Below are 23,093 nucleotides of genomic sequence, written 5' to 3'. Positions count from 1 at the left end.
CGTGCCCGCCCCTTCGATATGCCGTACGAAAAAAGAGAACCGGTTCAGGCTGCCTTCTTCACCTCGGCCACGATCTTGCGGGCGGCGTCGCCCAGATCGTCGGCGCTGACGATCGGCAGGCCGGAGTTCTCGAGGATTTCCTTGCCCGCTTCCACATTCGTGCCTTCGAGGCGCACGACCAGCGGGACTGAGAGGTTCACGTCCTTCGCCGCCTGGACGATGCCGTTGGCGATCACGTCGCATTTCATGATGCCGCCGAAGATGTTGACGAGGATGCCCTCGACCGCCGGGTCCTTGAGGATGATCTTGAACGCCGCGGTGACCTTCTCGGTCGTCGCGCCGCCGCCCACGTCGAGGAAGTTCGCCGGGAAGGCGCCGTTCAGCTTGATGATGTCCATGGTCGCCATGGCAAGGCCTGCGCCGTTCACCATGCAGCCGATGTTGCCGTCGAGCTTGATGTAGGCGAGGTCGTATTCGGAGGCCTCGACTTCGGCCGGGTCTTCCTCGGTCTCGTCGCGCATCTCCTCCACGTCCTTATGGCGATAGAGCGCGTTGCCGTCGAAGCTCATCTTTGTGTCGAGGACGAGGAGGTTGCCGTCCTTGTCTTCCACCAGCGGGTTGATCTCGAGCATTTCCATGTCGAGGTCCATGAAGGCGGTGTAGAGTTGCTTGGCAAGCTTCTGGCACTGCTTGTTGGTATCGCCCGTCAGCTTGAGAGCGAAGGCAACGGCGCGGCCATGGTGCGGCATGAAGCCTTGCGCCGGGTCGATGGTGATGGTGGTGATCTTCTCGGGCGTCTCATGCGCGACGTCCTCGATGTCCATGCCGCCTTCGGTCGAGGCGATCATGGCGACCTGTCCGCTGGCACGGTCTACGAGCATCGAAAGGTAGTATTCCTTCTCGATATCGACGCCGTCGGTAACGTAGAGGCGATTGACCTGCTTGCCCTCGTCGCCGGTCTGGATCGTCACCAGCGTGTTGCCGAGCATTTCCTTGGCATTCGCTTCGACTTCCTCGACGCTCTTCGAGAGGCGCACGCCGCCCTTGGCATCGGGACCAAGCTCTTTGAATTTGCCCTTACCGCGGCCGCCGGCGTGGATCTGCGCCTTCACGACATAGAGCGGCCCGGGAAGCTTCTTCGCGCCCTCGACCGCTTCTTCGACAGTCATCGCGGCATAGCCGGTGGGCACGGCGATGCCGTATTTCGCGAGCAGTTCCTTGGCCTGATATTCGTGAATGTTCATGGGAGCGTTTGTCCTTCGCGCGGATGCGCGGCTGGGGGTGGAAAGTTTTGTGGGCGCATAAGCATACGTAGGCCTGCTTGAAAAGTGCCGCGTTCGGGTGCAACTGCCACACCGCTCTCATGATCGACAGCCAACGCCTCGAATCGATCGTCTCCGAAGCGGGACGGATCGCCTACGACCTTTGGCCGGGGGCGGGCAATTCCGTGCATAGCTGGGAGAAGGAGCCCAACAGCCCGGTTTGCGAAGCCGATCTGGCGGTGGACGCTTTCCTGAAGCGCGAGCTGGGCGCGCTGCTGCCTGCGGCGGGGTGGTTGTCGGAAGAGACGGCGGACGATCCGGCGCGGCTGGGATGCGATCTGATCTGGCTGGTCGATCCGGTGGACGGCACGCGCGATTTCATCCGGGGCCGCAGCGGCTGGGCAGTGTCGGTAGCGCTCATCAGCGCGGGGCGACCCCTGATCGCCATGCTGTCCGCCCCGGCGCGTGGAGAGATGTGGAGCGCGGTCGCCGGGCGCGGTGCGGAGCGCAATGGCGCGGCCCTGACGGCATCGATGCGCGATCGGTTCGACGGTTCGCGCGTGCCTGCGGCCTCGCTACCTAAGACCGACCGCGACCTCGTCTGCGTCGACCAGCCCAATTCCATCGCCCTGCGAATCGCAATGGTCGCCGCCGACGAGGCCGATCTCGTCGCGACGCTGCGCTGGGGCTTCGAATGGGATATCGCCGCAGCGGGGCTGATTGCCCGCGAGGCGGGCGCGGCTGTCACCGATGCCTTCGGCAAGAAGCTCGATTACAACAAGCGCGATCCGCGCGCTTTCGGCGTGCTGGCTTGCTCGCCCAATATCCACGGAGCCGCCGTCAAGCGGTTGGCCGGACGCGCGGCACAGATCGGGCAGAAATAGGTTCTGCAAAGAAAAGGGCCGATCCGAAGACCGGCCCTTCCCCTGCTGTTCAGCTGCTATCAGTAGCCTTGCGACTGCTGGGCAGCCTCGACATCTTCTTGGTCGAACGGGATGATCTTGATTTCGACGCGGCGGTTGAGCGGCTCGTTCACGCCGTCGGCGGTCTGCACCGCGAGGCGCGTTTCGCCGAAGCCCATCCAGCGGATGCGCGACGAGGCGACGCCCTGTGAGATCAGGTAGTTGGCGACCGCCTGGGCGCGCTGTTCGGATAGGCGCTGGTTGGCATCGGACGGGCCGGTCGTGTCGGTATGGCCGTACACGTCGACGAGGCTGTTCGGATACTGGCGCAGGCTGTCCGCCACGCGGTCGAGCAGGTCGCGGAAGCCCGGCGTGATGGTGTAGCTGCCGGTGGCGAACGTCACACCGTCGGGCAGGTTGACGAGAATCGCGTCACCGCCATCGACCGAGCTGACATCGACGCCCGAGCCGGCGGTCTGCTCTTCGAGTTCCTTGATCTGCTGGTCCATGCGATAGCCGACATAGCCACCCGCTGCGGCGCCGCCGACGGCACCGATGATGCGTCCGGTCTTGCCGCCGATAACGCCGCCCAGCAGGCCGCCGACGACGGCACCGCCGGCCCCGCCGAGCACGGTGCGCGAAACCTTTCGCTCGCCGGTGTTGGGATCGGTAACGCAGGCCGATACCGTCATCAGCGAAACGGCTGCGAGGCTGGCTGTAAGAACACGCGACTTTTTCATTGTCATTCCTCCTTCAAGGCGGCCCGGTATCCTCCGGGAATTCCGCACGCGGTTTGGGACGCGCCCATCCCGCGTCGTGCCCCATCAACCGTCGTTGCCCGTCCTCGTTCCAAGCGAGAGTATCGCGGCGCTTTCACAGAAAGTGCGCGCAGGCGCTGGCAGAGCCGTGCAATTGTGCTAGCGCCAGCGGCGTGACACCCTTTCCCTGGACCGACCTGTTCATCATCGCGGGCCTCATCGTGCTCAACGGCGTTTTCGCCATGAGCGAGCTCGCGATCGTTTCCGCCAAGACCTCGCGCCTGCAGCAGGCTGCGAACAAGGGTAGTGGTGCGGCGCAGACGGCGCTCGATCTGGCGGCCGATCCGGGCAAGTTCCTCTCCACCGTGCAGATCGGCATCACGCTGGTGGGCATCGTCTCAGGGGCCTATTCGGGCGCAAGTCTCGGCGGTCCGGTTGGCGAGCGCCTGGCGATGCTGGGCGTGCCTGCCGAATATGCGCAGGAGGTCGGCTTCGCGCTGGTCATCGCGCTGACCACCTATGCGACGCTGGTCGTGGGCGAGCTCGTTCCGAAACAGATAGCCTTGCGGGCGGCCATGCCGATTTCGCTGGTCATGGCGCGTCCCATGGCGCTGCTCGCGAAGGTGGCCGCGCCCATTGTATGGTTGCTCGATACGTCGTCCGGCCTGCTCATCAAGCTGCTCGGCGTGCGAAAGAGCGGGCAGGCGGCAGTGACGGCCGAGGAGCTGCACATGCTGTTCGCCGAAGCCACGCAGAGCGGGGTGATCGAGCACGAGCAGCACCAGATGCTCCAGGGCGTGGTCCGTCTCGCCCAGCGCCCGGTGCGCGAGGTGATGACCCCGCGTCCTGAAATCGACTGGCTCGACGTCGCAGCGGACGAGGACGCGATCCGTGCTGCGATCGAAACCTCCCCCCACTCGTTGATGCCGGTGGCCGAAGGCTCGCCCGACAAGGTCATCGGCGTGGTCAAGGTGCGCGATATCATGACGCGCATGGTGGCGGGCGATCCGATCGATCTCGTCGCGCTGCTCAAGAAAGCCGAGGTCGTGCCCGACCAGCTCGACGCGGTTGATGCACTGCGCGTGCTGCAGCAGGCCGAAGTGCCGTTGGCGATGGTGCATGACGAATACGGCCATCTTGACGGGATCGTCAGCCCGGTCGACCTGCTGACCGCGCTGGTCGGCGATTTCGCCAGCGACCAGGATCCCGGCGACACTCCCGGCGTGGTCGAGCGGGAGGACGGTTCGCTGCTGGTCTCCGGCTCACTCTCCGCCGATGCTCTCGCCGACCGCCTCGACCTCGAATATGGCGAAGACCGCGAGTTCGGCACGGCGGCAGGCTACGCGTTGCACGTCCTCAAGAAGCTCCCCTCGGAGGGCGAGTATTTCACCGATCAGGGCTGGCGATTCGAAGTCGTCGACATGGACGGCCGCCGGATCGACAAGCTGCTGGTGTCCGACGCGAGCGAAAACGCGGAAGAAGCCTAGGTTTAGATAGGTGAACTGGTTCCGGGCCGGCGGAGGCCCGGCCAGCGTGACCACGCGCCCGCAGCGGGTGCAGCTTGCTGCACGCATAGCGAGGACGCATCGACGGATGTCGATGCGAAAAACAAGAAAACCATCTTTCTTCGAAAAATGGTGCTGCTGGGGAGGATTGAACTCCCGGCCTCACCCTTACCAAGGGTGCGCTCTACCACTGAGCTACAGCAGCACATGGCCCTGCGAGAAGCCTCGCGGGGTGGAGGCGCGCGCTAATGGCAGAGCGGGCAGCAAAGTCAACCTTCGCTTGAGCCGCGCAGCGAAATTGGCAAAAGGTTGCGCGATGAGCGCCGACACCGACAAATCGACCCGCGAAGAGCGCCTCGCCGCGAAACTTCGCGAGAACCTCCGCCGCCGCAAGGCACAAGGGCGCGAATTGCGCGACTCGGGCGAGGACGGGCTTTCCAAGGATGGGCGGGCCCGCTAACGCGCGAGGCCACGCAAGCCGGGGAGCATCGATGTCCAAACTGATCCTAGTCCGCCATGGCCAGAGCGAGTGGAACCTTGCCAACCGCTTCACCGGTTGGTGGGACGTCGACCTGACCGAAAAGGGCGAAGAGGAAGCGCGCGAGGCGGGCGAGCTGATGAAGGTGAAGGGCGTGCTGCCGACCACCGCCTTCACAAGCGTGCAGAAGCGCGCGATCAAGACGCTCAACATCGCGCTGGAGGCCTGCGATCGGCTATGGATCCCCGTCACCCGTGACTGGCATCTGAACGAGCGGCATTACGGCGGGCTGACCGGCCTCAACAAGCAGGAAACCCGCGACCGGCATGGCGACGAGCAGGTGCATATCTGGCGCCGCAGCTTCGATGTGCCGCCGCCCGAAATGGAACAGGGCAGCGAATTCGAAATGGCAGACGATCCGCGCTATGCCGAGATCGAGGTGCCGCGCACCGAAAGCCTGAAGCTGACCATCGAGCGCGTGCTGCCCTATTGGCAAAGCGCGATCCTGCCCAAGCTGGGCGAGGGCGAGACGGTCATCATTTCGGCCCATGGCAACAGCCTGCGCGCGCTGGTGAAACACCTCTCCGACATTTCGGACGAAGAGATCACCGGCCTCGAAATCCCGACCGGTCAGCCGATCGTCTACGAATTTGACGGCACGCAGGTCGCGGGCGAGCGCTACTATCTGAAGGATGGCTAAGATGGCTGCCCCAAGTTCGCCGAAAGTCGCGATAGTCATGGGTAGCCAGTCCGACTGGGACACCATGCGCTGCGCTGCCGATGTGCTCGAAGAGCTCAAGGTCGAGAGCGATGTGCGGATCGTCTCGGCGCACCGGACGCCCGACCGCATGTATGATTTCGCCAAGGGCGCGGCCGAGGCCGGGTTCGAGGTCATCATCGCCGGTGCAGGCGGCGCGGCGCATCTGCCGGGCATGATCGCGGCGCTGACGCATGTGCCGGTGCTGGGCGTGCCGGTGCAATCGAAAGCACTGTCGGGGCAGGACAGCCTACTCTCCATCGTGCAGATGCCTGCCGGGGTTCCGGTGGGCACGCTCGCTATCGGACAGGCGGGCGCGACCAATGCGGGCCTGCTCGCAGCCGCGATCCTCGCAAACCACGACGCCGCCCTCTCCCAGCGCTTGCAGGATTGGCGCGCAGCGCGCAGCGCAGCCGTGACCGAGCGGCCGGTCGACTGATGCTGAAGCGCGGGGGCACGATCGGTATTCTCGGCGGCGGCCAGCTCGGCCGGATGATGGCGATGAGCGCCGTCCAGCTCGGCTATCGCTGCATTGCTTACGCACCCGACGGCGACACCGTGGCGGCGGACGTCTGCGACGATGTGTTCACCAATCGCTGGGACGATACCGCCGCGCTCGCCGCCTTCGCCGCCAAATGCGATGTCGTGACGTGGGAGTTCGAGAATGTCCCTATCGCCACCGCCGTGGCGATGCCGGGGGGCCGCATCTTCCCGCATCCGCGCGCGCTGGAAACGGCGCAGGACCGGCTGAACGAGAAGCGCTTCGTCGAGGGTCTCGGCGGGAAGCCCGCAGCCTACGCCCGCGTCGATTCGCCCGGCGAACTGATGGCGGCGGTTGATCGCCTCGGTGCGCCCGGCATCCTCAAGACCCGGCGCGACGGATACGACGGCAAGGGCCAGTGGCGCATCGGATCGAGCCGCGATGCGGACGCGCTGCGCCTGCCCGACGCTCCGCTGATCTACGAAGGCTTCGTCGAATTCGGGGCGGAGTTCTCCGTTATCCTCGTCCGCGGGCAAGATGGCGAAATCCGCTTCTGGGACAGCACGCGCAACGTGCATGAGGACGGTATATTGTCGGCCTCGCTCTGGCCGGCGGGCGAGCTGGTCGATGCGCAGGTCGTCGAAGCCCGGCGGCTGGCGGGCGAAGTCGCCGATGCGCTGAAATATGTCGGCGTGCTGACCTGCGAATTCTTCGCCACGCATGAAGGGCCGATCTTCAACGAGATGGCCCCCCGAGTGCACAATTCGGGCCACTGGACGATCGAGGGCGCGGCCACCAGCCAATTTGAGAATCACATCCGCGCCGTCGCAGGCCTGCCGCTCGGCGATACCGCCACCACCGCGGCGGGCGTGGAGATGCGCAATATCCTCGGCGGCGAGATCGAGGGTGCGCACGCCTTCCTCGCCGATGCCGACAGCCATCTGCACGATTACGGCAAGCGCGAGGTGCGCGAAGGGCGCAAGATGGGCCATCTGACACGTCTGACGCGCGCATGAGCCTGTTCTGCATCTACGCCCGCGCCGCCAATGGCGCGATCGGCAAGGACGGCCGCCTGCCATGGCACCTGCCTGCCGACCTCAAGCGCTTCAAGGCGCTGACGATGGGGCCGGACAAGCAGGGCCTGCCGATGATCATGGGCCGCAAGACCTTCGAGAGCCTGCCCGGCCTGCTTCCCGGCCGTCGCCATATCGTGCTGACCCGGCGCGAGCGGTGGGATTCGACCGGCGCGGAAGTCGTCCGCTCGGTCGAGGAAGCGCTTGCCGTCGCAGGCGAGACCGACATCGCGGTCATCGGCGGCGCGGCAATTTTCGATGTCTTCCTGCCGCAGGCGGAGCGGGTCGAGCTGACGCAGATCCACCAGGAATTCGACGGCGACGTCTTCATGCAGCCGCTCGGCCCCGAATGGGAAATCGCCGGACGGCAGGATTTCGAAGCCGAGGGCGACGTGCCGGCCTATTCCTTCCTCACCTACGAACGCGTCGGCGAAAGCGCGGTATGAGGTTCCTCGATCACCGCGACGAACTGCCCGAGAGCCTGCGCGGCGCAGTGATCGCGCTGGGCAATTTCGACGGCTTCCATCTCGGCCACCAGGCGGTCGCACAGCAGGCGATCGACTGGGCGCGGGCCGAGGGCCGGCCCAGCATCATCGCGACCTTCGATCCGCATCCCGTGCGCCATTTCCAGCCTGACGCGCCGCCGTTCCGCCTGACGACGCTGGAACAGCGGCAGGAACTCTACCTTGCCGCCGGGGCCACCGCGATGCTGGTGTTCCATTTCGACGCCGAACTGGCGGGTACGACGGCGGAGGATTTCGTCCGCAAGCTGCTCGGCGAGCATCTCGGTGTGGCAGGAGTGGTCACGGGCGAGGACTTCACTTTCGGCAAGGCGCGCGGAGGCAATTTCGACAAACTGGTGAGTCTCGGCAACGAGGTCGGCATCAAAGCGCGCGCTGCCACGCCGGTGATGGATCATGGCAAGCCCGTCTCCTCCAGCCGCGTGCGCGATGCCTTGCGCGAAGGTGACCCGCAGGAGGCCGCGCGGCTCCTCACGCGCCCCTTCGCGATTCGCGGCATCGTGCAGCATGGCGACAAGCGCGGGCGCGAGATCGGCTATCCCACCGCGAACCTCCCGATCGAACACTACCTGCGCCCGAAATACGGTATCTACGCCGTCACCGGGCGCATCCTCTCGACCGGGCAGGATTTGAAGGGCGCGGCGAATATCGGCGTGCGCCCGCAATTCGATCCGCCCAAGGAATTGCTCGAGCCCTATTTCTTCGACTTTTCCGGCGATCTCTACGGGCAGGAGATCGAGGTGGCCTTCCACCACTTCCTGCGCGGCGAGGCGAAGTTCGACAGTCTCGATGCGCTGATCGAGCAGATGGAGCGTGACTGCGACCGGGCGAGAGAACTGCTCGCGTGAAGCGCTGGCTCAAGATTCTCGGCCTGGCGGGCGCGGTGCTGTTCCTCGTCCTGACCGTAGTCAATGCCAGCTGGCTTGCGCCCGAACCCAAGGGCGCGGCCAAGATCATCGCCCATCGCGGAATCTACCAGCAATACGACAAGACCGGGCTGGGCCGCGACGATTGCACGGCCACGCGGATCGAGCAACCGGTCCACGATTACTTGGAGAACACCACCCGCTCGATTGCCCGCACGGCGAAGCTGGGTGCCACTCTGGTAGAGGTCGATATCGCGCCGACCAGCGATGGCGAAATGGTGGTGTTCCACGACTGGACCGTCGATTGCCGGACAGAGGCGAGCGGCGACACGCGGGACTTTACGCTGGCAGAGCTGAAAGCGCTCGACGCGGGCTATGGCTACACTGCCGACGGCGGCGAGACTTTCCCGTTCCGTGGGCAGGGCGTGGGCGCGATTCCCTCGCTCGAGGAAGCGATGCAGGCATCTGGCCGGGCGCAGTTGCTCTACAATTTCAAGAGCAAGAACCCAGCGGAGGCCGACCTGCTGGCGGCGAAGATGAAAACGGCCGATCGCGACACCGGCCCGCGCGGCGACGCGTTTTACGGTGCGCAAGCGCCGGTGGACCGCATCCGCACGCATTTCCCCGATGCCTGGGCCTTCTCGCTGGAGGAGGGCGAGCAATGCTCGCGCGATTACCTTCTGCTCGGCTGGAGCGGCTATGTACCCGACAGCTGCCGCAACGGCACCGCCTTCGTACCGCTGGACTACCAATGGGCGTTCTGGGGCTGGCCCAACCGCATGATCGCACGCATGGAATCGGTCGGCGCGCACATCGTGGTGCTCGGACCGCAGGGCGAAGGTCGCCCGCGCGGGCTCGACCTGCCCGAACAGCTCGGCGAAATCCCGGCCAGCTTCAACGGCTATATCATGGGCGACGACAGCCTCGCGGTGATCCCCGCCCTGATCCAGCGCTTCGACGACCGCACGCCAGAGGAATTCGAGCGCTTGCAGGCCGGGCTGGAGCGCAGGCGGGCGCGGCGGGGCGATTGACGCTTCACCCCGGGGGCCAAATCCCCTAACGGCTCGCCTGTATGTCCGAACAGCGCGATTATAGAGACACGGTCTTCCTGCCCAAGACCGATTTTCCCATGAAGGCCGGCCTGCCGCAGAAGGAGCCGGGTATCCAGTCGCGCTGGGAGGACAAGCAGCTCTACACCCAGCTGCGCGAGGCCCGCATCGGCCGCGAAAAGTTCATCTTCCACGACGGCCCGCCCTACGCCAATGGCGACATGCATATCGGCCATGCGCTGAACCATGTGCTGAAGGACATGGTCTGCCGCACGCAGAACCTGCTCGGCAAGGATGCGCCCTATGTGCCCGGCTGGGATTGCCACGGCCTGCCGATCGAATGGAAGGTCGAGGAGCAGTATCGCAAGAAGAAGCTCGACAAGAAGGCCGTTCCTCCGGCGGAATTCCGCGCCGAATGCCGCGCCTATGCGCAGCACTGGGTCGATGTGCAGCGCGAGCAATTGAAGCGCCTCGGCGTGATGGCGGACTGGGACAATCCCTATCTCACCATGCAGTTCGACAGCGAGGCGACCATCGTGGCCGAGCTGATGAAGTTCGCCGAAGCGGGCAATCTCTATCGCGGCTCGAAGCCGGTGATGTGGAGCCCGGTCGAGGAAACCGCGCTGGCCGAGGCGGAGGTGGAGTACGAGGACATCGTCTCGACCCAGATCGACGTGGCGTTCGAGATCACGGAGAGCCCGATTCCGGAGCTGGTCGGCGCGCATGCGGTGATCTGGACGACGACGCCGTGGACGATTCCGGTGAACCAGGCTTTGGCGTATGGCGAGGCGATCGAATACGCTCATTTTATGGGCGCAGACGCTAAACATTACTTGGTCGCAATAACCTTGCTTCCCGAATTTCTTGCGCGCTCAGGCCTATGGCCAAACGTGAAGGAGGTTCGCTCTGGCGAGGATACTGGGATCGACTACACAACTTATAAAGGCTCCGACCTCGCCGGAACCGTCGCGCGCCACCCAATGCACAAACTCGGCGGGTTCTACGCCAAGCCCCGCCCTTTCCTGCCGGGCGATTTCGTCACTACCGATAGCGGCACGGGCCTCGTCCATATGTCGCCCGACCATGGCGAGGACGACTTCCTGCTGTGCCGCGAATACGGGCTGGAGCCGCAATTCGCGGTCATGGCCGACGGGCGCTATCGCGACGACTGGCCGTGGCTGGGCGGGGACGACGATCGCCGCCGCGCGGTGATCAACAAGACGTTCAACTCGCCCGACGGCCCGATCTGCTCCGACCTGCGCGAAGCGGGCGCACTGCTTTCGGCAAGCGACGACTACGAACACTCCTACCCGCACAGCTGGCGCTCCAAGGCCAAGGTCATCTACCGCTGCACGCCGCAGTGGTTCGTGCCGATGGACAAGGAGCTGAGCGGCGGCGGCACGCTGCGCGAGCGCGCGACACAGGCCATCGCCGACACGCGCTTCGTGCCGGAGAAGGGCCGCAACCGCATCGGCAGTATGGTCGAAGGCCGCCCGGACTGGGTGCTCTCCCGCCAGCGCGCCTGGGGCGTGCCGATTACGCTGTTCGTGAAGACCGGCACCGGCGAGTATCTGCAGGACCCCGCCGTCAACGCGCGCGTCGTCGAGGCGGTGCGCGAGCAGGGTGTCGATGCCTGGGACGAAAGCCGCAAGGCCGAATTCCTCGGGGCCGACCACAATCCCGACGATTACGAGATGGTCACCGACATTCTCGACGTCTGGTTCGATTCGGGATGCACCCATGCTTTCGTGCTCGAAAGCGGGCGCTGGCCGGAAATGCAGTGGCCGGCGGACCTCTATCTCGAAGGCAGCGACCAGCATCGCGGCTGGTTCCAGTCTTCCCTGCTGGAAAGCTGCGCCACCCGCGGCCGCGCGCCCTATAACCAGATCCTGACCCACGGCTTCACCATGGATGCCAAGGGCAAGAAGATGTCAAAGAGCCTCGGCAACACCATCGATCCGCTGAAGGTCATGGAGCAATACGGCGCGGACATCATCCGCCTGTGGGCGCTCTCCGTCGACTATACCGAGGATCACCGCATCGGCGACGAGATCCTGAAGGGCGTCGCCGACCAGTATCGCAAGCTGCGCAACACCTTCCGCTATTTGCTGGGCGCGCTCGACGGCTTCGTCGGCGACATGGGCGATGCGGGCGAAGTGCCGGAGCTGGAACTCTATGTGCTCGCCCTGCTGGCTGATCTGGACGGCAAGCTGCGCAAGGCGGTCGATGAGTACGACTTCAATGCCTATACGCGCCTGCTGGTCGATTTCTGCAACGAGGACCTGTCGGCCTTCTTCTTCGATATCCGCAAGGACGTGCTCTATTGCGACGGGCCGGACAGCACGAAGCGCAATGCCTATCGCACCGTGCTCGACCTGCTGTTCCACGCGCTGGTCCGCTATGCGGCGCCGGTGCTGGTCTTCACGGCGGAAGAGGTTTGGAGCACACGCTACCCCGATGGCGGAAGTGTTCACCTGCTCGAGTGGCCGCAAGTCCCGGGTGTGACTGCCGACGGCGCGAAATGGGCCAAGCTGCGCGACCTGCGCGAAGACGTGATGGAAGCGATCGAACCGCTGCGCCGCGAGAAGGTGATCCGCTCCGGCCTCGAAGCCGATGTGACCGTGCCCGCCGATGCGGTGCCCGAAGGTTTCACTGACGAGGATCTCGCCGAATTGTTCATCACCGCGTCAGTCACGCGGGGGCAGGGCGACGCGGTGACCGTGAGCCGGACAGACGAAAACAAATGCGGGCGCTGCTGGCGCCTGCTGCCGAGCGTGGCCGAGGACGGCGCACTGTGCGACCGCTGCGAGGACGTCGTCGCCCGGCAGGACGCAGCCGCATGAACCCGGTCATGAAGAACCGCCTGATCGGCTGCATCGTCGCGCTGGTGCTGTTCGCACTCGACCAGTGGTCGAAGAACTACGTCACCAAGACTCTCGGTATAAACGAGATCGGCAAATCGATGGAGCTGCTGCCGATCTTCGACCTGCGCTTCACCCGCAATTTCGGCGTCTCGCTCGGCATGTTCGAGGCGACCAGCCCGGAGATGCGCTGGGGCCTGGTGCTGGTGACGGGCCTGATCGCGCTGGTCGTGACGGTGTGGATGCTGCGCGAGAAGCTGCTCGGCGACATCATCGCGCTGTCCTTCATCCTCGGCGGGGCGCTGGGCAATATCAAGGATCGCTACGAACTCGGCTATGTGGTCGATTTCGCCGATCTGCATTTCGGGGATTTCCGCCCCTTCCTGATCTTCAATGTCGCCGATGCCGCCATTACCATCGGCGTCGTCATCGTCCTTGCGCGCGCCTTCTTCATGCGCGACAATGACGATAAGGAGGTCGACGACCTCATGAACACCAAGGCGGCCGATGCCGCGGAGAGCAAGTGATGACCAAATTCGCCCGTATCGCCCTCATCGCCGGGCTCGGCGCCATGACCGCAGCCTGCGGCAGCGGCGGCCTGCTCAATCGCGACCGGCCCGACGAATTCGCCGTGCAGCGCCAGGCGCCGCTGGTGGTCCCGCCCGATTTCAACCTCGAACCGCCCGCCCCCGGCGCCCCGCGTCCGGCCGAAGGCACCACGGCGGAACAGGCGCTCGACGCCCTGTTCGGCGGTCCGGCCCCGCGCTCCAGCGTGGAAACCAGCGTCCTCGACCGCGCCGGTGCAGCAGCGCCCGGCATCCGCTCGAGCGTGGGCGATCCCGGCACTGCGACGGTGGCCAAGGGTTCGGTCACCCGCGACATCATCGCGGCACCCGAAGGCGACGGCGCAACCGCGGTCGCGGTGATACCGGGTTGATTTAGCCTCAGGCTATCCTCGCTCATGCGACCTGCGGTCGCGTCGCTGCGGGCGGCCGGTCGGCCTTGCCTCGCTGCGCTCGGTGCTCTGGGAGAGGAGGGCTCGCGCAAAATCCGGGCCGGCGGAGGCCCGGCAAGGGCGACCGCCCGCCCGCAGGTGCCTGTCCGAGCGAAGCGAGGGAAGATCAGCGCCGAGGACGCACCGACGGATGTCGGTGCGAAAAACAAAAATCAGAAAGCGCAGCGAAACCTAAATACTCCGCTCCGCCTTATCCTGCGCATTCGTCCCCTTGATCATGTCGCGCATGGCGCTCCATTCCTCGTCGCCGAGGCCGTGCAGCGTGCCCCAGAAGGTGCCGCCGGTCGCCTGGTAGCCTGCTCCGTCGATGGCGATGGTCTGGCCGTTCACCCATTCCGCGCCCGGCCCCATCAGGAAGGTCGCGAGGTTGGCGAGTTCGTGCATCTCGCCGTGGCGGCCCATCGGGTTCATTTCGTCGTTCGAATTGCCGCCGCGCCCGCCGGGTGAGAGCCGCGCGCTCATACCCTTGGTCGGGAAGAGGCCGGGGGCGATCGCGTTGAAACGCAGGCCGTAGCGGCCCCATTCGACGGCGAGGCTCTGCGTCATCGCGTTGATGCCCGCCTTGCTCATCGCACTCGGGACCACGAAAGCGCTGCCGTTCCACACCCATGTCGTGAGGATCGAGAGGAAGCTTGCCTTGCGCTTTTCTGCGATCAGTCGCTTGCCCACTTCCAGCGTGACGTAAAACGTGCCCCGAAACACGATATCGCTGATGGCGTTGAAGCCGTTCACCGACAGATCCTCCGTCCGGCTGACAAAATTGCCCGCCGCATTGTTGACCACGCCGGTCAGCGGCCCGCGCTCCCAGATGGCATCGACCATCGCCTTGATCGCGTCGGCATCGCGGATGTCGCAGGCATGGCCGATTACCGTGCCGCCGTGCGCATCCATCAGCTGTTGCGCGGTTTCGTCCAGCTTGCCCTGCCGCCGTCCGCAAATATGAACCTCTGCGCCCAGCTTGAGGAAAGCCTCGGTCATTACCTTGCCGAGGCCCGTCCCGCCGCCGGTTACCAGAATGCGCTCCCCCTCCATCAGCCCGTCGCGGAACATCAGTCTGTCGATTTCCATAACTCTCTCCTTCGCTGTCGGAGCCTAACGAAACGGGCGGCGGAAACAATTGAAAGCGCGCGCTGTATTGCGTAGCTATGACGGTATGGAAGACCAACCGCTCACGCCGCTCGACCCGGCCTATGCCTCCATGCTCCGCCTGCAATTCGCGATTTTCGCGCTGGTGCTGCTCGCCGGAGCGACGGCGGCGGAAATCGCGATACCGGGCTATACCGGAGCGGTCTGGATCCCGGTCATCGTCATTTCGCTCTGGCTGCTGATCCGCATGCCGATGCGCCGCTATGCCGCGCGCGGATACTCGCTGGCCGAAGAGCGGCTGCGCGTGGTGCGCGGGATATTGTTCCGCTCGGACACGGTCGTGCCGTTCGGGCGGGTGCAGCACATAGATGTGAACCAGGGTCCGCTGGAGCGCTTGTTCCACCTCGCCACGCTCACCGTGCATACCGCCGGATCGCATAACGCCTCGGTGTCGCTGCCCGGCCTTGCGCAGGAGGACGCGGCTGCGATGCGCGAGGAAATCCGCGCTGCCATCCGGCGCGACACGCAATGAGCCCCGAAGCGGCCGGCAAGCCGCAGCGCACCCATCCGAAGACCTTCGCGGTCAAGGCGGCGACGATGCTCACGCAGCTGGTCGTGCCGATCGTGGTGGGCGGCTACACGATTCTCGACGATGGCGATCTGGCGGATCTGCTGACCTATTTCCTGCCGCTGATCGTGGTCGTGATCGGCCTGAACTTCGTGCTTGCCTATTTCCAGTGGACCCGGCTCACCTACGAGGTGCGCGAAAGCGACATCCGGGTCGAAAGCGGCTTGCTGTCGCGCGCTGCGCGCTCCGTCCCCTACGAGCGCATTCAGGACGTCAGCGTCGAGCAGAAGCTCATCCCACGGCTGTTCGGCCTGGTCGAGGTGAAGTTCGAAACCGGCGCGGGTGGGGGCGACGATCTCAAGCTCGCCTACCTGACCGAAGCCGAGGGTGATCGCCTCCGCGATACCGTCAAGGCGCGACGCGAGGGGCGCGAGGTCCCGGAAGCAGCAGTCGAGGTCGAGCGCGCCGAAGCCGACGTGCTCTTTGCCATGCCGCCCCGCCGCGTGCTGACCTTCGGCCTGTTCGAGTTTTCGCTGGCAGTCGTCGCCGTGGTTTTCGGCGCGGTCCAGCAGTTCGATTTCCTGATCGATTTCGACCTGTGGGATATCGACGAATGGCAGCAGCGGCTGGCCGGGCCGGGACAGTATCTGGCCGGGCTCGGCCCTCTCGCCCAGTTCGTGGGCATCGCGGCAGGGGTCGCGGCGCTCCTCGCGGTCGGAGTCGCGACGGGGGTCGTGCGCACGGCCCTTCGCGAATGGGATTTCCTGTTGGAGCGCACCGAGACCGGGTTGCGGCGACGGCGCGGCCTCGTCACGCGGACCGATGTCGTCATGCCGATCCACCGCGTGCAGGCCTTGCGGCTGAAAACGGGCCTCGTGCGGCGCTTCTTCGGTTGGTACGGGCTCGGCGTGGTCAGCCTCGCCAGCGACAGCGCGTCGGCCAATCACGAAGCCGCGCCTTTCGCAAAGATGCGGGAGATCGAGCCGATTGCCGCGACCACCGGCTTCGCCCTACCGAGCAAGGATTTGTACTGGAGCAGGCGCAGCGCCAAGGCGAGCGTCGATGGCGCGCTGATCGATCTCGCCATCATGGGCGCGATCGCCGTTCCCGTGTGGCTGTTCTCGCCGCTGTGGTGGAGCGCTCTCCTGCCGCTCGGCATCGGCGTGTTGGGCGCGGTGCGTGAGTATTACCTCTACCGCTTCGACCGTCATTCTCTCGGCGACCGCTTTATCTATTCCCGCCACGGCTGGCTGGCCCCGAAAACCACCATCGGCTCGAGAGTTCGTCTGCAGTCGGTCGAGATAAAACAGGGCCCGCTCGCGAAACTACGTGGTTATGCCGTCCTGAAGCTCGGCCTTGCGGGCGGCACCTTCGAAGTCGAAGCGATGCCGGTCGATCAGGCGCGGCGCTGGCGCAGCGCGATCCTCGACAGCATTGCCACCACCGATTTCTCGCAGATGCTTGAGCGCGAACCCTCAGGCGCGTAAGTCCGACCATTCGGGATTGCGGCGGAAGGCTGCCTCGACATAGGAGCAGTCGGGCGCGATCTTGAAGCCTTGATTGCGCGCATCGGCGATTAGCGCATCGACCAGCTTACCAGCGATTCCCTTGCCGCGCATCTCGGGCGGCACGAAGGTGTGATTGGCATGGCGCACGCCGTTCTGCGTCACCCAAGTGAGTTCCGCCTGCCGCTCGACGCCCTTTAGGTCGACCGTATAGGCGCCCCGGCTCTCGTCGCCCTTTTTCTCGACAGTGATTTCGCTGCTCTCGCTCATGCATGAATTCCTTTCTGTGCAACCAATGCCTGCCTCGTTATGCGCGTTCCCATGCAGTTCCTGTCCGACAATGCCGCCAGCGTTCACCCTGCCGTGTGGGAGGCGATGCGCGCTGCCGACGAGCCGGACAGCCCCTATGACGGCGACGCGCTGAGCGGCGCGCTCGACGAGAAACTCTCGGCGCTGTTCGGCCGCGAATGCGCGGGACTTTGGGTCGCAACCGGCACGGCGGCCAACTGCATCGCGCTCGCCACCATGGTGCAGCCCCATGGCGGGGTGGTCTGCCACCGCGAGGCGCATATCGAGATGGACGAAGGCGGCGCACCCGGTTTCTACCTCCACGGTGCGAAGCTGCTGCTGGCCGAGGGCGAGGGCGCGAAGCTGACTCCCGAAAGCATTCGCGCGGTGATCGACCCGATTCGCGACGATGTGCACCAGGTCCAGCCACATGCAATCTCGATCACCCAAGCCAGCGAATACGGCGGCAGCTATCGCGCGGACGAAGTCGCCGCGATTGCCGCGCTGGCGAAGGAACGCGGGCTCGGCCTGCATATGGACGGCGCGCGCTTCGGCAATGCCGCGGCTTTCCTCGATTGCAGCGCCGCGGATGCCGCTGGCCCGGTCGATGCGCTCAGCTTCGGCTTCGTGAAGAACGGCGCGATGAGCGCGGAGGCGATCGTGTTCTTCGACCCGCAGGCCGCCGATATTGCGCGCTATCGCCGCAAGCGGGCAGGCCATCTGCAGTCCAAGGGCCGTTTTCTCGCCGCGCAGGTCCATGCGATGCTGAAAGACGATCTGTGGCTTGCCAATGCGCGCTCCGCCAATGCGGCGGCGGCGGAGATCGCCGGTGCGTGCGGCGAGCGCCTGATGCACCCGGTCGAGGCGAACGAACTGTTCGTGCGCTGCACCGCCGCCGAACGCGAGACGCTGCGCGAACAGGGCTTCGGCTTCTACGACTGGGGCGCGGATGCCGCCCGCTTCGTGACCGCCTGGAACACGCGCGAAGAGGATGCGCGGGCACTGTCGAAGGCTATCGCCGACCTATGACGCCAAGCGAGAGCCTGTTCACCCCGCGCAACTTCGGGGCCTTCCTGCTCGTCAGCGTCATTTGGGGCGGGACCTGGCTGGTCATCCGCGACCAGATCTCGAGCGTCCCGCCTGCCTGGTCCATCACCTATCGTTTCATCGTCGCCGCGCTCGGCATGTTCGCGCTGGCCAAGTTGCGCGGCGAGAGCCTTCGTGTCGCAGCTGGCGGATGGCGCTGGGTTGTCGCTCTGGCGCTGTTCCAGTTCTCGCTCAATTTCGGCTTTGTCTACAATGCGGAGCGGTTCATTACCTCGGGGCTGGTGGCGGTGATGTTCGCGCTGCTTGTGGTGCCGAACGCGATGCTGGGGCGCATGTTTCTCGGCCAGCCGATCAGCCGCGAATTCGTGCTTGGTTCGTCGATTGCCGCGGTCGGCGTAGCGATGTTGTTCGCACAGGAGTATCGCGCCTCTCCGGCCACGCTCGGCGAAGTGTTGACCGGCGCGGCGTTGACTGTCGGCGGAATTCTCGCCGCCAGCGCTGCCAATATCGTGCAGGCGATGGAGGGGGCGAAACGCCAGCCGCTGCTCACGCTGCTCGCTTGGGCAATGCTGGTCGGTGTCGCGATCAATGCTGTCTTCGCGCTGGTCGTCTCGGGACCGCCGGTGTTCGACCAGCGACCGGCTTATACGCTCGGCATCCTCTATCTCGGGCTTGCCGGATCGGTGGTGACCTTCCCGCTCTACTACGGCCTCGTCCGCAAGGTCGGCGCTGGCAAGGCAGCCTACAGCTCGGTCATCGTGCCGGTCGTGGCCATGATCCTGTCCACCCTGTTCGAGGGCTTCGTGTGGGGGCCACTGCCCGCAACAGGTGCGGCGATCACGCTGACCGGGATGATCGTGGCCATGCGCGGCCGAGCGGCCCCGCCACCGAGACGCGCTACTCCCGAGCCTTGATCGCAACGAGACCTTTCTGGAAAGTCGGATATTCCGGCTGCCAACCCAGCACCCGTTTCGCCTTGGCGTTCGCCACCCGGCGGTTTTCGGCATAGAAACCGCGCGCCATGGGCGACAGGTCGGCTTCGTCCATCGTCTGAAGCGGCGGGGGCTCGACCCCGAGCAGGCGGCACGCTTCTTCGATCACCGCATTCTGGCCGGTCGGCAGGTCGTCGGCGAGATTGTAGGCGCCGGGCGGTGCATGGGTCTCGACGGCAGCGACCACGCCGCTCACGATATCGTCGACGTGTACGCGGCTGAAGACCTGCCCCGGCAGATCGATCCGGTGGGCCTTGCCCTCGCGTATCCGCTCGAAGGCACTGCGTCCCGGCCCGTAGATACCCGGTAGACGGAAGACCCGCGCGCCCATTTCCAGCCAGCGCGCATCGCAGTCGCTGCGCGCGGTTCGCCGCCCGCCGCCGGTCGGGGTTGCCTCGTCCACCCACGCGCCTTGCCAGTCGCCGTAAACGCCGGTCGAGGAAAGGTAGCCCAGCCATTTGTCGCCGAGCGCCGCGCCATAGCGGTCCAGCACCGGATCGCTGCCATCGGAGGGCGGGACGGAACTCACAACATGGCTCGATGCGGCCAGCGCGGAAAGCACGGCAGGCTCGTCATCGAAGGCGATCGTCCCGTCGCTTCCGGTAGCCTCGACTGACCAGCCGGCGTTGCTCAGCGCTTGCGCGATCCGCTTGGCCGTGTAGCCGAGGCCGAAGATGAACATTTGTGGCATCGGGGCGTATTACCCGAAGACACGCAAAAGCACAGGATTTCCATGGATATCGCCCGCACCCCCGCCACGCCCGAAGGCAATGTCGCGATGGCCGATGCAGCTCCCGAGCCGCATGAGCCCGCGACCATCCGGCGCGAGGACTACACCCCGTTCCCCTGGCTGGTGACCGAAACGCGGCTCGATTTCGAGCTCGGGCTGGAGCGGACCCGGGTCACCGCGACCCTCTCGGTAGAGCGCAATCCCGATGCCGAAGCCTCTCCCACGATACGCCTGAACGGCGATGGGCTGGAGCTGTTTTCGCTGTCCTGCGACGGAGCCGAATGCGCCGGCCACACGATGGATGGCGACGATCTGGTCGTAACGCTCGAGGGCTACAGTCACACGATCGAGATCGTCACCGAGATCGATCCTTCGGCCAATTCGCAGCTGATGGGCCTCTACGCCTCGAACGGCATGCTCTGCACGCAGTGCGAGGCCGAGGGCTTCCGCCGCATCACCTTCTTCCCCGACCGCCCCGACGTGCTCAGCACTTATACCGTTCGCATGCGCGGCCCGAAGGCGCAGTTCCCGGTGCTTCTGTGCAACGGCAACCGCGTCGAGACCGGCGAAGATGGGGAGCAGCATTGGGCCGAATGGCACGATCCCTGGCCCAAGCCCTCCTACCTCTTCGCGCTGGTCGCCGGCGATCTGGTGGCGCGGACCGACAGCTTCACCACCATGGGCGGGCGCGAGGTCGAACTGAACGTCTATGTCCGCGACGGCGATCTCGAACGCACCGCGCACGCCATGGAGAGCCTCAAGCGCTCGATGAAATGGGACGAGGAGGTGTTCGGGCGCGAATACGACCTCGACCTGTTCAACATCGTCGCGGTGAGCGATTTCAACATGGGTGCGATGGAGAACAAGGGCCTCAACGTCTTCAACACGAAATACGTCCTCGCCGACCTGGAAACCGCGACCGACGGCGACTTCGATGGCATCGAGGGCGTCATCGGCCACGAGTATTTTCACAATTGGTCGGGCAATCGCATCACCTGCCGCGACTGGTTCCAGCTGAGCCTGAAGGAAGGCTTCACCGTCCTGCGCGACCAGCTGTTCAGCGCCGACATGGGCAGCGCGCCGGTCAAGCGGATCGAGGATGTGCGCATCCTGCGTAGCGTGCAATTCCCCGAGGATTCCGGTCCGCTGGCGCACCCGATCCGGCCCGATTCCTATCGCGAGATCAACAACTTCTACACCTCGACCGTCTACAACAAGGGTGCCGAGGTCATCCGCATGATGCGGACGATGGCCGGCGAAGAGCGTTTCCGGCAGGGCACCGACCTCTATTTCGAGCGCCACGACGGCGAGGCGGCGACCTGCGAGGATTTCGTGAGCTCGATCGAGGAAGGGGCCGGTCTCGATCTAAAGCAATTCCGTCTGTGGTATTCGCAAGCCGGCACCCCCAAGGTCACGGCTGAGTTGCATCATGAGGGGCAGACCGCCAGGCTGACGCTCTCGCAGGATGTGCCGCCGACGCCTGGCCAGCCCGACAAGCAGCCCATGCCGATCCCCCTCAAGATCGCGCTGTTCGACCGCGAGGCGGGCACGCATTCGGGCGAGGAGCTGGTCGTGCTCGATTCGGCGAAGGCGGAGTACGAGTTCGAAGGTTTCGAGCGCAAGCCTGTGCTTTCAATCAACCGGACTTTCTCTGCGCCAGTCACGATCGAGCGCGACATCCCGCGCGAGGATCTGGTGTTTCTCGCTGCTCATGACGATGATCCCTTCGCTCGCTACGAGGCGATGCAGGAGTTGATGACCGGCCATCTAGCCGCGGCAGCGGGCGGCGGACTGGAGGAGCAGGAACGCGAAGAAGCGGTCGGCGATATCGCCGAAGCGATGCGTGCTGTGCTGGTGGACGAAAGGCTCGACGACCTGATGCGGGGCGAGCTGATGCTGCTCCCGAGCCAGACCTATCTCGCCGAGCAGATGCTCGTTGCCGATCCGGCCCGCATCCATAGCGAGCGCGAACAACTCAAGCGCGAGTTGGGCAAGCGACTGCAAAGCGAAATGCACCGTCTGTACGAGCGGGCGGAGCAACTACCGTATTCGCTCGATCTGGCCGCCCGTGGCGCGCGCAAGGTCAAGACCCAAGTGCTGACCTATGCCGCCGCAAGCGATCCGGCGAAGGCGGTCGAACTCGCAGCGCATCAATACGATCGCGCCGACAACATGACTGACCGGCAGGGCGCGCTGATGGTGCTGGCCGGGACCGACAGTGCCGAGCGGACTGCGCGGCTGCTCGATTTCTACAACCGCTTCCAGGGCAATGCGCTGGTGATCGACAAGTGGTTCGCGCTGCAGGCCTCGTCGCTCCATCCGAATGCGATCGAGCACGTGAGGGCGCTGGCCGAGCATCCGGATTTCACGCTGAAGAATCCCAATCGCGTCCGATCGCTCTACATGGCGTTCGCGGCCAATCCGCACGCCTTCCATGCCGAAGACGGCGAAGGCTATCGCATGATCGCCGACCTCATCCTCGCGCTCGATCCGATCAATCCGCAGACGGCGGCGCGCTTCGTGCCGCCGCTTGGCCGTTGGCGGCGGATCGAGCCCGGACGCGCTGCGCTGATGCGCAAGCAGCTCGAGCGGATCGCGGCCTCGCCCAAGCTGTCGCGGGATACCTATGAGCAGGTGAGCCGCTCACTTGGCTGAGGCACTACAATCGAACCTGCTGAAAGGGATACCGCACGCCTTTTCGACATGCGCGCCGCTCGATCTCGAGGAGATCCTGCCGGACGGCGTGCTCGTCCGTGTGGAGCAAGTCCATTCGCCGGAAGTGGTTTTCGCAACGGAGGCCATGGCCTCACCGCTCGAGGCCGATGCATTGGTCACCGACCGGCCGGGCTTGCTGCTCGGCATCGTCACCGCCGATTGCGCGCCGGTCTTGCTGGTGGACGAACAGGCGGGCGTCGTCGGGGCTGCTCATGCGGGCTGGCGCGGTGCGGTATCCGGCGTACTCGAGAATACGGTAGCGGCGATGGCGCGATCGGGAAGCGATCCGGCCGATATCCGCGCTGCGATCGGGCCGACGATCGCGCAGCCAAGCTACGAAGTGGACGAGGCCTTCAGGGCGAACTTTTCCGACGCGGACGATCAATTCTTCGAGCAGGGGCGCGAGGGCCATTGGCAATTCGATCTACCCGCATTTGCCGCCAACCGGCTGGTTCGGGCAGGTGTCACACAAGTTGATGACCTGCGAGAGGACACCTACTCCCAACCGGACCGTTTCCACTCGTTCCGGCGTGCCAGCCATCGCGGCGAAAATACGACAGGTCGGCAGCTCAGCGTCATCGGCCTGCCACACTGATTGCACCCCATGCCACAAAGCTTGCCAAAATCGCGGTTG

Annotated in this window: 23 protein-coding genes and 1 tRNA gene; 18 read left to right on the top strand and 6 right to left on the bottom strand. The window is 65.1% G+C overall.

The annotated features are described in order from the left end of the window. Window positions 1–44: 44 nt before the first annotated feature. Window positions 45–1,244 carry an ADP-forming succinate--CoA ligase subunit beta gene (gene sucC, locus Q9K02_RS00915; protein WP_305931182.1) on the bottom strand — a complete coding sequence of 400 codons (1,200 nt, stop codon included), beginning with the start codon at window positions 1,242–1,244 and terminating at the stop codon, window positions 45–47. 119 nt (window positions 1,245–1,363) lie between these two features. Here sucC and Q9K02_RS00910 point away from each other — a divergent pair, with 119 nt between their 5' ends. Continuing rightward, window positions 1,364–2,146 carry a 3'(2'),5'-bisphosphate nucleotidase CysQ gene (locus tag Q9K02_RS00910; protein ID WP_305931181.1) on the top strand — a complete coding sequence of 261 codons (783 nt, stop codon included), beginning with the start codon at window positions 1,364–1,366 and terminating at the stop codon, window positions 2,144–2,146. Window positions 2,147–2,205: 59 nt separating this feature from the next. Here Q9K02_RS00910 and Q9K02_RS00905 read toward each other — a convergent pair whose 3' ends face one another. After that, window positions 2,206–2,904 carry a YiaD family glycine zipper/OmpA-like lipoprotein gene (locus tag Q9K02_RS00905; RefSeq protein ID WP_278329487.1) on the bottom strand — a complete coding sequence of 233 codons (699 nt, stop codon included), beginning with the start codon at window positions 2,902–2,904 and terminating at the stop codon, window positions 2,206–2,208. Window positions 2,905–3,095: 191 nt separating this feature from the next. Here Q9K02_RS00905 and Q9K02_RS00900 point away from each other — a divergent pair, with 191 nt between their 5' ends. Next, window positions 3,096–4,409: a hemolysin family protein gene (locus Q9K02_RS00900; protein WP_305931180.1), complete on the top strand. Its 1,314-nt coding sequence runs from the start codon at window positions 3,096–3,098 to the stop codon at window positions 4,407–4,409. Between the two features lie 148 nt (window positions 4,410–4,557). Here Q9K02_RS00900 and Q9K02_RS00895 read toward each other — a convergent pair. Next, a tRNA-Thr gene (locus Q9K02_RS00895) sits at window positions 4,558–4,632 on the bottom strand. A gap of 111 nt (window positions 4,633–4,743) precedes the next feature. Here Q9K02_RS00895 and Q9K02_RS00890 point away from each other — a divergent pair. Genes Q9K02_RS00890 through Q9K02_RS00845 form a run of 10 tightly spaced genes read left to right on the top strand, consistent with a single transcriptional unit; the run spans window position 4,744 to window position 13,450 of the window. Beyond that, window positions 4,744–4,887, top strand: a complete 144-nt coding sequence (locus Q9K02_RS00890) for a hypothetical protein (protein WP_305931179.1) — start codon at window positions 4,744–4,746, stop codon at window positions 4,885–4,887. Window positions 4,888–4,918: 31 nt separating this feature from the next. Next, entirely contained in the window at window positions 4,919–5,605 is a 687-nt protein-coding gene (gpmA, locus tag Q9K02_RS00885) for a 2,3-diphosphoglycerate-dependent phosphoglycerate mutase (protein WP_305931178.1), read from the top strand. A 1-nt stretch (window position 5,606) separates the two neighbouring features. Beyond that, a complete protein-coding gene (gene purE, locus Q9K02_RS00880; RefSeq protein WP_305931177.1) occupies window positions 5,607–6,101 on the top strand; it encodes a 5-(carboxyamino)imidazole ribonucleotide mutase in 495 nt (164 codons plus the stop codon). Then, the gene (locus Q9K02_RS00875; RefSeq protein ID WP_305931176.1) at window positions 6,101–7,159 is read left to right on the top strand and encodes a 5-(carboxyamino)imidazole ribonucleotide synthase; all 1,059 of its coding nucleotides are present in this window, start codon (window positions 6,101–6,103) and stop codon (window positions 7,157–7,159) included. The genes purE and Q9K02_RS00875 overlap by 1 nt, the downstream gene beginning before the upstream one ends. Next, complete coding sequence (locus Q9K02_RS00870; protein WP_305931175.1) at window positions 7,156–7,662, top strand: dihydrofolate reductase; 507 nt, start codon at window positions 7,156–7,158, stop codon at window positions 7,660–7,662. The genes Q9K02_RS00875 and Q9K02_RS00870 overlap by 4 nt, the downstream gene beginning before the upstream one ends. Continuing rightward, a complete protein-coding gene (locus tag Q9K02_RS00865) occupies window positions 7,659–8,585 on the top strand; it encodes a bifunctional riboflavin kinase/FAD synthetase (RefSeq protein WP_305931174.1) in 927 nt (308 codons plus the stop codon). Before Q9K02_RS00870 ends, Q9K02_RS00865 begins: the two co-directional genes overlap by 4 nt. Continuing rightward, complete coding sequence (locus Q9K02_RS00860) at window positions 8,582–9,634, top strand: glycerophosphodiester phosphodiesterase family protein (RefSeq protein ID WP_305931173.1); 1,053 nt, start codon at window positions 8,582–8,584, stop codon at window positions 9,632–9,634. Before Q9K02_RS00865 ends, Q9K02_RS00860 begins: the two co-directional genes overlap by 4 nt. A gap of 41 nt (window positions 9,635–9,675) precedes the next feature. Continuing rightward, window positions 9,676–12,495: an isoleucine--tRNA ligase gene (gene ileS / locus Q9K02_RS00855; protein ID WP_305931172.1), complete on the top strand. Its 2,820-nt coding sequence runs from the start codon at window positions 9,676–9,678 to the stop codon at window positions 12,493–12,495. Beyond that, the gene (lspA, locus tag Q9K02_RS00850; protein WP_305931171.1) at window positions 12,492–13,040 is read left to right on the top strand and encodes a signal peptidase II; all 549 of its coding nucleotides are present in this window, start codon (window positions 12,492–12,494) and stop codon (window positions 13,038–13,040) included. Before ileS ends, lspA begins: the two co-directional genes overlap by 4 nt. Continuing rightward, window positions 13,040–13,450 (top strand): DUF3035 domain-containing protein, encoded by a 411-nt coding sequence (locus Q9K02_RS00845; protein ID WP_278329498.1) that lies wholly within the window; start codon window positions 13,040–13,042, stop codon window positions 13,448–13,450. The genes lspA and Q9K02_RS00845 overlap by 1 nt, the downstream gene beginning before the upstream one ends. A gap of 249 nt (window positions 13,451–13,699) precedes the next feature. Here the strand turns inward: Q9K02_RS00845 and Q9K02_RS00840 are convergent, their stop codons facing one another. Continuing rightward, entirely contained in the window at window positions 13,700–14,596 is an 897-nt protein-coding gene (locus Q9K02_RS00840) for an SDR family oxidoreductase (protein ID WP_305931170.1), read from the bottom strand. 85 nt (window positions 14,597–14,681) lie between these two features. Between Q9K02_RS00840 and Q9K02_RS00835 the strand changes: the two genes are divergently transcribed. Next, complete coding sequence (locus tag Q9K02_RS00835) at window positions 14,682–15,146, top strand: PH domain-containing protein (protein ID WP_305931169.1); 465 nt, start codon at window positions 14,682–14,684, stop codon at window positions 15,144–15,146. Then, window positions 15,143–16,669: a PH domain-containing protein gene (locus Q9K02_RS00830; RefSeq protein ID WP_305931168.1), complete on the top strand. Its 1,527-nt coding sequence runs from the start codon at window positions 15,143–15,145 to the stop codon at window positions 16,667–16,669. Before Q9K02_RS00835 ends, Q9K02_RS00830 begins: the two co-directional genes overlap by 4 nt. Here Q9K02_RS00830 and Q9K02_RS00825 read toward each other — a convergent pair. Continuing rightward, window positions 16,658–16,957: a GNAT family N-acetyltransferase gene (locus Q9K02_RS00825; protein WP_305931167.1), complete on the bottom strand. Its 300-nt coding sequence runs from the start codon at window positions 16,955–16,957 to the stop codon at window positions 16,658–16,660. The two genes, Q9K02_RS00830 and Q9K02_RS00825, sit on opposite strands and share 12 nt — an antisense overlap. 51 nt (window positions 16,958–17,008) lie before the next feature. Here Q9K02_RS00825 and Q9K02_RS00820 point away from each other — a divergent pair, with 51 nt between their 5' ends. Continuing rightward, window positions 17,009–18,004 carry a threonine aldolase family protein gene (locus Q9K02_RS00820; protein ID WP_305933414.1) on the top strand — a complete coding sequence of 332 codons (996 nt, stop codon included), beginning with the start codon at window positions 17,009–17,011 and terminating at the stop codon, window positions 18,002–18,004. Next, on the top strand, window positions 18,001–18,936 hold the full coding sequence (locus Q9K02_RS00815) for a DMT family transporter (RefSeq protein ID WP_305931166.1): 936 nt from the start codon (window positions 18,001–18,003) through the stop codon (window positions 18,934–18,936). Before Q9K02_RS00820 ends, Q9K02_RS00815 begins: the two co-directional genes overlap by 4 nt. Here the strand turns inward: Q9K02_RS00815 and Q9K02_RS00810 are convergent. Continuing rightward, window positions 18,920–19,705, bottom strand: a complete 786-nt coding sequence (locus Q9K02_RS00810; RefSeq protein WP_305931165.1) for a Rossmann-fold NAD(P)-binding domain-containing protein — start codon at window positions 19,703–19,705, stop codon at window positions 18,920–18,922. The two genes, Q9K02_RS00815 and Q9K02_RS00810, sit on opposite strands and share 17 nt — an antisense overlap. A 42-nt stretch (window positions 19,706–19,747) precedes the next feature. Between Q9K02_RS00810 and pepN the strand changes: the two genes are divergently transcribed. Together pepN and pgeF are read left to right on the top strand one after the other, a co-directional pair. Then, on the top strand, window positions 19,748–22,399 hold the full coding sequence (pepN, locus tag Q9K02_RS00805) for an aminopeptidase N (protein ID WP_305931164.1): 2,652 nt from the start codon (window positions 19,748–19,750) through the stop codon (window positions 22,397–22,399). Continuing rightward, complete coding sequence (gene pgeF, locus Q9K02_RS00800) at window positions 22,392–23,054, top strand: peptidoglycan editing factor PgeF (RefSeq protein WP_305931163.1); 663 nt, start codon at window positions 22,392–22,394, stop codon at window positions 23,052–23,054. The genes pepN and pgeF overlap by 8 nt, the downstream gene beginning before the upstream one ends. Window positions 23,055–23,093: the final 39 nt, after the last annotated feature.

This window comes from Qipengyuania profundimaris, from assembly GCF_030717945.1.
GTDB lineage: Bacteria > Pseudomonadota > Alphaproteobacteria > Sphingomonadales > Sphingomonadaceae > Qipengyuania > Qipengyuania profundimaris.
Note: the sequence above shows the minus strand (reverse complement) of the source record. Positions and strands in the feature narration are given on the sequence as shown.

What these genes read in the sequence shown, in the direction of transcription:
- sucC (WP_305931182.1), bottom strand. Translation starts at nt 1,244, where the DNA reads ATGAACATTCACGAATATCAGGCCAAGGAACTGCTCGCGAAATACGGC.
- Q9K02_RS00910 (WP_305931181.1), top strand. Translation starts at nt 1,364, where the DNA reads ATGATCGACAGCCAACGCCTCGAATCGATCGTCTCCGAAGCGGGACGG.
- Q9K02_RS00905 (WP_278329487.1), bottom strand. Translation starts at nt 2,904, where the DNA reads ATGAAAAAGTCGCGTGTTCTTACAGCCAGCCTCGCAGCCGTTTCGCTG.
- Q9K02_RS00890 (WP_305931179.1), top strand. Translation starts at nt 4,744, where the DNA reads ATGAGCGCCGACACCGACAAATCGACCCGCGAAGAGCGCCTCGCCGCG.
- gpmA (WP_305931178.1), top strand. Translation starts at nt 4,919, where the DNA reads ATGTCCAAACTGATCCTAGTCCGCCATGGCCAGAGCGAGTGGAACCTT.
- purE (WP_305931177.1), top strand. Translation starts at nt 5,607, where the DNA reads ATGGCTGCCCCAAGTTCGCCGAAAGTCGCGATAGTCATGGGTAGCCAG.
- Q9K02_RS00875 (WP_305931176.1), top strand. Translation starts at nt 6,101, where the DNA reads ATGCTGAAGCGCGGGGGCACGATCGGTATTCTCGGCGGCGGCCAGCTC.
- Q9K02_RS00870 (WP_305931175.1), top strand. Translation starts at nt 7,156, where the DNA reads ATGAGCCTGTTCTGCATCTACGCCCGCGCCGCCAATGGCGCGATCGGC.
- Q9K02_RS00865 (WP_305931174.1), top strand. Translation starts at nt 7,659, where the DNA reads ATGAGGTTCCTCGATCACCGCGACGAACTGCCCGAGAGCCTGCGCGGC.
- ileS (WP_305931172.1), top strand. Translation starts at nt 9,676, where the DNA reads ATGTCCGAACAGCGCGATTATAGAGACACGGTCTTCCTGCCCAAGACC.
- lspA (WP_305931171.1), top strand. Translation starts at nt 12,492, where the DNA reads ATGAACCCGGTCATGAAGAACCGCCTGATCGGCTGCATCGTCGCGCTG.
- Q9K02_RS00845 (WP_278329498.1), top strand. Translation starts at nt 13,040, where the DNA reads ATGACCAAATTCGCCCGTATCGCCCTCATCGCCGGGCTCGGCGCCATG.
- Q9K02_RS00840 (WP_305931170.1), bottom strand. Translation starts at nt 14,596, where the DNA reads ATGGAAATCGACAGACTGATGTTCCGCGACGGGCTGATGGAGGGGGAG.
- Q9K02_RS00835 (WP_305931169.1), top strand. Translation starts at nt 14,682, where the DNA reads ATGGAAGACCAACCGCTCACGCCGCTCGACCCGGCCTATGCCTCCATG.
- Q9K02_RS00830 (WP_305931168.1), top strand. Translation starts at nt 15,143, where the DNA reads ATGAGCCCCGAAGCGGCCGGCAAGCCGCAGCGCACCCATCCGAAGACC.
- Q9K02_RS00825 (WP_305931167.1), bottom strand. Translation starts at nt 16,957, where the DNA reads ATGAGCGAGAGCAGCGAAATCACTGTCGAGAAAAAGGGCGACGAGAGC.
- Q9K02_RS00820 (WP_305933414.1), top strand. Translation starts at nt 17,009, where the DNA reads ATGCAGTTCCTGTCCGACAATGCCGCCAGCGTTCACCCTGCCGTGTGG.
- Q9K02_RS00815 (WP_305931166.1), top strand. Translation starts at nt 18,001, where the DNA reads ATGACGCCAAGCGAGAGCCTGTTCACCCCGCGCAACTTCGGGGCCTTC.
- Q9K02_RS00810 (WP_305931165.1), bottom strand. Translation starts at nt 19,705, where the DNA reads ATGCCACAAATGTTCATCTTCGGCCTCGGCTACACGGCCAAGCGGATC.
- pepN (WP_305931164.1), top strand. Translation starts at nt 19,748, where the DNA reads ATGGATATCGCCCGCACCCCCGCCACGCCCGAAGGCAATGTCGCGATG.